This is a genomic window from Streptomyces sp. NPDC057654 (assembly GCF_042800135.1).
Classification (GTDB): Bacteria; Actinomycetota; Actinomycetes; order Streptomycetales; family Streptomycetaceae; genus Streptomyces.
The window spans coordinates 1-6,404 of sequence record NZ_JBHVHQ010000493.1; the positions used below are offsets into that span (position 1 = coordinate 1).

Annotated in this window: 6 protein-coding genes; 1 reads left to right on the forward strand and 5 read right to left on the reverse strand. The window is 69.7% G+C overall.

All coding sequences use genetic code 11. From position 1 onward, the window contains the following. Nucleotides 1-10: 10 nt before the first annotated feature. The 5 genes from ACFU99_RS28755 to ACFU99_RS28775 form a co-directional block, all read right to left on the reverse strand. Nucleotides 11-733 (reverse strand): class I SAM-dependent methyltransferase, encoded by a 723-nt coding sequence (locus ACFU99_RS28755; RefSeq protein ID WP_384397512.1) that lies wholly within the window; start codon nt 731-733, stop codon nt 11-13. Between the two features lie 65 nt (nt 734-798). Further along, nucleotides 799-2,292 carry an amino acid adenylation domain-containing protein gene (locus ACFU99_RS28760; RefSeq protein ID WP_384397515.1) on the reverse strand — a complete coding sequence of 498 codons (1,494 nt, stop codon included), beginning with the start codon at nt 2,290-2,292 and terminating at the stop codon, nt 799-801. Beyond that, complete coding sequence (locus ACFU99_RS28765; RefSeq protein ID WP_384397518.1) at nt 2,289-3,428, reverse strand: acyl-CoA dehydrogenase family protein; 1,140 nt, start codon at nt 3,426-3,428, stop codon at nt 2,289-2,291. Before ACFU99_RS28765 ends, ACFU99_RS28760 begins: the two co-directional genes overlap by 4 nt. 1 nt (nt 3,429) lies before the next feature. After that, nucleotides 3,430-4,464, reverse strand: coding sequence for a ketoacyl-ACP synthase III family protein (locus ACFU99_RS28770; protein WP_384397521.1), 1,035 nt, complete (start codon nt 4,462-4,464; stop codon nt 3,430-3,432). A gap of 27 nt (nt 4,465-4,491) precedes the next feature. Beyond that, nucleotides 4,492-4,764, reverse strand: a complete 273-nt coding sequence (locus ACFU99_RS28775) for an acyl carrier protein (RefSeq protein ID WP_384397523.1) — start codon at nt 4,762-4,764, stop codon at nt 4,492-4,494. Between the two features lie 894 nt (nt 4,765-5,658). Here ACFU99_RS28775 and ACFU99_RS28780 point away from each other — a divergent pair. Next, entirely contained in the window at nt 5,659-6,108 is a 450-nt protein-coding gene (locus ACFU99_RS28780; RefSeq protein WP_384397526.1) for an RICIN domain-containing protein, read from the forward strand. Nucleotides 6,109-6,404 lie beyond the last annotated feature (296 nt).

Sequence of the window (6,404 nt, forward strand, 5' to 3'; positions counted from 1 at the left end):
GTCCGCGTCGTCAGGCGAGATGCGCGATCACGTAGCGGGTCGAGAGGTCGAGGGGGGTGCCGTCGGCGAGGGTTTCGGTGGTGCGCATGGGGATGTCGCCGGCCTCTACGATCTCGAAGCCGGTCTTCTTGAACAGGTCCTCCAGTTCGGTGTCGACTTCCTGGCCCGGGGAGAGGCCGAATTGGAACTGGTTGAAGAGCCGTTCGAGCTTGGGCAGGTTCTCGTCGGATTCGAAGAGGAGCCGGTGCACGACGGACCAGGTGACCTTGGTCGGTTCCTGGCAGAAGACCCGGCCACGCTCGCCGACCAGCGCGGCCAGCGTCTCCACGGCGGGCGCCCGGTGGTCGTACGGCAGTTGGTGGAAGAGGGCGCGCATGTAGACGTTGACGTCGCCGATGCGGTCGTGCAGGGCGTGCGCCTCATCGGTCTCCAGGACGTCGAAGCGGAAGTACTCGATATTGGGGCGGGCGTTGTGCCGGTGCGCCATGTCGATGGCGGCCTGGGCGATGTCGACGCCGATGACCCGGTCGAAGTGCTCGGCGAGGAACGGGCTCTGGGTGCCGTTGCCGCAGCCCAGGTCCAGCACCGGCAGCGCCGGGTCGAAGTGGGGCCGCAGCATGGGAAGGTGGCGCACCGCGTTGTGGGCCGGGTCGGAGTCCCAGAACGCCTCGCCGCTCTGATCCGGCAGATCGGCCCAGTACGTGTCCCACAGCGCTTCCCGGTCCATGGTCATGTGCGGTGATCCCTCCTGTTCGGGGTTGGTGCCAGGTGGTCGAGCGGATGGCCGTGGCCCGGGTGTCAGCCGCGGGCCGCCGCTGTCAGGCGGGCCGTCAGCGCGGCCCGGTCGGTCTTGCCGTTCGGGGTGCGGGGCAGGGCCGTCATCACGTGCAGGGCGTCCACGGTCATGGAGAGCGGGAGGCGGTCCGCGCAGTGCCGCTTGACGCTCAGCAGGGTCGGCGGGCTCGTATCCCGGCGGGGTACCACGGCCGCGTGGATACGGGCCGTGAGCCCGGAGCCGATGACGACCACGGCCGCCGTGCCGATCGCCTCGTGGGCGTCGAGCGCCGCCTCGATCTCGCCGAGTTCGACGCGGTGCCCGCGCACTTTGAAGAGGTGGTCGCGGCGGCCCACGTACTCCAGGTTGCCTTTGGCGTCGTAGCGGCCGATGTCACCGGTGCGGTAGGGGCCGGTCTGCGGCGCGGCGCCCCAGTATCCGGTCATCACCGTCGGTCCCGAGACGGTGATCTCGCCCTCCGTCCCGTCCCGCGGCTCCAGCCAGACGTCGGCGCCGGAGCACGGCAGGCCGATGGGCAGCGGGCTGGTGCGGCCCAGGTCGTCGGCGGTGATCTCGTAGGAGGTGCAGACGTTGGTCTCGGTGGGGCCGTACCAGTTGAACAGCCGCACGTCCGGCCACGCCGCGCGCAGCCGCAGGGCGTCCGTCAGCGGGAAGGGCTCGCCGGCGAAGGCGCAGACCCGCAGCGCGGGCGGCGGGGCGCCGTCCAGCAGCCCGCCCTGATGCAGCATCAGCATGAGGACCGAGGGCACCGAGTACCAGACCGTGATCCTCTGGCTCTCCAGCAGGTCGGTCAGCAGGTCCGGCATGTATGCCATGCCCGGCGGCACCAGATGCACGGAGGCGCCCGTCAGGAACGCCGCGTACAGGTCGAACACGGACAGGTCGAAGTTGAACGGAGCGTGGTTGGCGAGCCGGTCCGCGGCGCGCAGGCCGGTCTCGGCGGCGGCCCAGGTGACGAACGCCAGCGCGTTGCGGTGGCTGATCGCGACGCCCTTCGGCACTCCGGTCGAGCCCGAGGTGTAGAGGATGTACGCCGGGTCGTCCGGCGCGCCGTGGTGCACCGGGGGCGCGGAGGGGGCGGGGGACGCCAGCAGTTCGGTGGCGCCGACCACTCGCGGGCCGCTCTCCCCCAGCGCCGACCGGGGCCCTCCCTCCGCTTCGGCGCGGCGCAGGCCGTCCGTGTCGGTGACGACGAGGGCCGGGCGGCAGTCCTGGGTGATCCGGGCCAGCCGGGCGGGCGGGTTCGCGGCCGAGACGGGTACGTAGACCGCTCCGATCCGCAGGGCGGCCTGCATCAGCGCCACGGAGTCGATGTCCTTGCCGCTCCAGATCACCACCCGGTCGCCGGGGGTGATCCCGGCGGCGTGCAGGGCGGCGGCGAACGCGTCGGCCAGCAGGTCCAGTTCGCGGTAGCTGACGCCGCCGGACAGGTCGTCGACGGCGAGTGCGTCCGGCGTACGGCGGGCCGAGCGCATCAGCAGTTCGTGGAGTCTCACAGGCCCAGCTCCCTGGCGATGATCTCCCGCTGGATGTCGGAGGTCCCGGAGAAGAGGGTGCCGGGCACCGCGTCCCGCAGGGCCGCCTCGATGCCGTCCTCCCGCAGGTAGCCGCGCGCGCCGAACAGCCGTACCGCGTCCATCGCGCTCTCCAGCACGCCCTCCGAGACCGCCAGTTTCGACAGCGCCGCCCACAGGGCGCCGTCGTCGTCGCGGTCGAGTTCCCAGCAGGCGCGGTAGAGCAGGAGGCGGCCGCTCTCCAGGCGCAGTTTCATCTCCGCGAGGCGGTGGGAGACCGCCTGGAACTCCGACAACCGCTTCTGGAACTGGCGGCGTCGCCGTACGTGGTGCGTACAGGCGTCGAGCAGCCGCTGCTGTACGCCGAGGTAGAGCGCGAAGAGGCAGGCCCGCTCCCAGGCCATGGAGGTCTGGAAGACCGTGCTGCCCAGGCCGGGGGCGCCGAGGACATGGGAGGCCGGTACGAAGCAGTTCTCGAAGGAGACGGCGCCGGCCGGGCAGCCCAGCAGGCCGGTCTTCTCGAACGGCGGGCCGGCCGAGACGCCGGGCGCGTCGCGGTCCACGACGAACCCCGTCAGGCCCAGGTGCCCGGCCTTGGCGTCGGTGGTGGCATAGGTGACGTAGACGTCGGCGGCGGGGCCGTTGCTCACGAAGGACTTGGTGCCGTCGAGGACGTAACCGCCGTCCGCCGGGGCGGCGGTGACGGCGAGCCGGGAGACGTCGGAGCCCGCGTCGGTCTCGGTCATGGCGTTGCCCGCGATCAGGGCCCCGGAGCACAGGCCGGGCAGCAGCCGTTCCTGTACGGCCGGTTCGGCGAAGTCCAGGATCGGCCTGGCGCAGGCGAACTGGTGGGCGGCGGCGGCGAAGACCATGCCGGTGCTGGAGCAGCCCTCCCCCACCGCCTCGATCACGTGGGCGGTGTCGAGGGCGCCGAGGCCGCCGCCGCCGAACCGCTCCGGGATGCTCGCGCCCAGTACGCCGAGCTTCCCCAGCCCCAGCCAGTCCTCCCTGGTATAGGGCTGCTCGTCCCGCTTCCGGTCCGGAGGGAAGGCGGCGCGTACCCCGGCCAGGACCTCGGCGTACCGGGCCTGTTGCTCGGTGTTCCAGCCGAATTCCATGTCAGTCCGCCCACGAAGGACGTTCGAGGATGCTGAAGACCGCACAGGCGATGTTGAATCCCGGACCGACTCCGAGCATGAGGAAATGGTCGCCCGGCCCCAATTCCCCGGTCCTGACGAGGTGTTCCAGCGAGATGAACTGGTCGCTCGCGCCGGCGTGGCCGATGGTGCGGCTGAAATCCCAGGTCGACCGGCTCATGGGCAGTCCGAGCGGAATCATGCCCCGGCCCTCGACGCGTCCGCGCGATCCGTTGACATAGGCGACCTTGGTGACGTCGTCTATCCCGATTCCGGATTCCTCCAAGGTGCGGGTCACCAGTTCGTCCTGGGCCGCGATGATCGGGAGCGGGCCCCCGGGAGGCTGTTCCGCGTTCTCCATCCAGTGCTTCTTGGTGGCCGCGAAGTTCAGCGGACGGCCGAGCGTCTCGCCCGGCGGGAACATCGGCTCACCGCTGCGGTGCATTCCCTCGTACTCGGGCAGGGTGACCGCGTTGACGGATTCGAGCCGGGCGAATCCGGGGGTCCTGCTGAGCACCACGGCGCAGCCCGCGTCCGCCATGGGGAAGTGCGGGCTGAAACGTAACCGGTCGATGCGCGGCGAATTGAAGTTGTCGGCGCTCGTGATGACCGCGGAGTCGCGTTCCGGTACGCCCATCAGATAGCCGGCCGCGAGCTCCAGGGCGCTGAACATGCCCATGCAGCCCTGCCGTACCTCGGCCGCCACGACATTGCCGCCGACCGCGTGCCGCTGGATGTAGTACTGCGGGCACCAGCCGTCCGGGCCCTGGTACCAGACGCTGGCGTACAGCAGCATGCCCAGCTCGGACTGGTCCTTGCCGGACCGCTCCAGCGCCTCGCGCACCGCGTGCAGGGCCATTTCGGGGGCCGGCTTCTCCCCCGCCACCGCGATACTGGCGAAGTCGTATTCCTTGGCGGCGGCGGCGTCGATCATGCCCTCCGTCACCGCCGTCTCCATACTCATCTTCTCCGGCACATAGACACCGAGGCCACCGACGAACACGTCTTTCGTTTTCACGGGAGGAAACCTCTCGACGTCTCGGGGTCAGCCGACGGGCTGCTGGAGTTCCAGAACCAGATCCGTCACGTGTTCCAGGTCCTTGAAGTGGTCGCCGACCATCTTCCGCGGCGGCACGCGCACACCGATTTCGTCGCGTATGTAGGCGAGCAGCCGCGCCGTCTTCATCGAGTCGAGCACCCCCCATTCCAGCAATGGGGTGGTCGACGTCAGGTCGGCCGCCGCCTGCCCTTCCAGCAGGTCGTCCCGGACGAAAACGATGAGCTTTTCGAGCAGATCCACGCGTTCGACGTCAGACACTTTATCTCCAGCCTGATAGCAGCAGGCCGCGAACGGCCCGCGCAACGACAAGGGGGATATTCAGCCGGTCCGGAAAATGGCGTGGGCCATTGCGTGACACGGCGCGTCAGCGGCCGGAGCAACGCGAGTTGCACGCTGTCCGGTCGGGCGAATCGATCTCAGATGCGCAGCAGTCTGCACAGCGGGCGAGTCGCGTGTCAAGGCGAGTTTGCCATGCACAATTCAACGCACAATTGGCTACACACCCCCTCGAATCCGAACACCGGCCCATCGTCCATTGACCACCGGAAGGGGCGAGTCCTAACCAGCCGAATGCGAAACATTGCCCGGCGGTGAAGTTTTTCTCATTTCCCGCACACGCGCCCCGGAAGCGCAGCTCCGGAGGAATCCGGATGGGAATTGGAGCCGGCCCGGTAAGGAGAGGCGGAAGCTCCCGTGGATCGTACGGCAGTACGTACGCAAAACGCGGCGGTACGTAGGCGTGGCGCGGGACAGTGCGTACGCGAAGTGCGATGGGATCGGTACGGCGCATGGGCGCTTCGGCTCCTCGGCCAAGATCGCGTGTTCGGCGCCGATGGCCGTACCACGGGCTCCTGCGGCTGAAGGGGCCGCAGGGCGAGGTGGGGGCAGCGCGGTTCCTGGCGCAATACGTCCTGACGGCGCCACACGGCGGACTGGGAAACTGACGCCGCCCCCGATGCGACGGGCGGTACGGCAGTGGCGAGCATCGCCACGCGTCCCTGGTACCGCCGCGCCGGATTCATCGCGACCGGGCTCTTGGACGTGGTTGTGCCGCATAGAAGGGGCTGCTGTTCCCCGCGGGGTCAGTGGCAGCCCCGCCATGAGCAGCGCACCGAGACCTCATCTCATCCGATGCAAGCAGGAGGTTCAGCCATGCGTTTACGAACGACCCTATTGGCCACCATGGGCGTGGGATGCGCCCTGGTGGGAGCGTTGTCCACCCCGGCATCCGCCGCCCCGCAGGTGCGCTTCGCGAACGTGGCGACGGGGAAGTGCCTGGACAGCAACGGCGCGGGAAACGCGTACACGTTGGGCTGCAACGGCGGCAACTACCAGCGCTGGACGGTGGAGTTCAACAACACCGGAGGCGGGGAGATCAGGAACGTGGCCACGGGCAAGTGCTTGGACAGCAACGGCGCCGGTGACGCCTACGCGCTGGGCTGCAACGGCGGCAACTACCAGCGCTGGACGGTACGGGAGTCGGGTGCGGGCATCGTGGTGTGGCGGAACGCGGCCACAGGGCGATGCCTGGACAGCAACGGCGCCGGCCACCTCTACACGCTGGGCTGCAACGGCGGCGACTATCAGCGCTGGAGGTCATGATCCTCGGGCAGCAAATCACCCCGCGCCCGGCCTGGCCGAAGCCCCCGGCGTGACGTGTCCCCTGCCCTGAGCTGATGCGGTCGGCCGCGCCGTACCCGTCGGCGCGGCCGCCGTCGATGTCACGGGCGCGGCCCTGGTGCGGGCCGGCGGGCCACCGCCGTTCAGGCGGTGTCGGCCAGGGCTGCCATGGCGGCGTCGATGGCCAGTTCCGCCGCACCGATGAGCTGGGCGTCCTCCAGTTCGGCGGCGGTGATGGCGGGCAGCAAGGGGATGCGGCCCTGGAGCCGCCGCTGGAC

What these genes read in the sequence shown, in the direction of transcription:
- ACFU99_RS28765 (WP_384397518.1), bottom strand. Translation starts at nt 3,428, where the DNA reads ATGGAATTCGGCTGGAACACCGAGCAACAGGCCCGGTACGCCGAGGTC.
- ACFU99_RS28780 (WP_384397526.1), top strand. Translation starts at nt 5,659, where the DNA reads ATGCGTTTACGAACGACCCTATTGGCCACCATGGGCGTGGGATGCGCC.
- ACFU99_RS28755 (WP_384397512.1), bottom strand. Translation starts at nt 733, where the DNA reads ATGACCATGGACCGGGAAGCGCTGTGGGACACGTACTGGGCCGATCTG.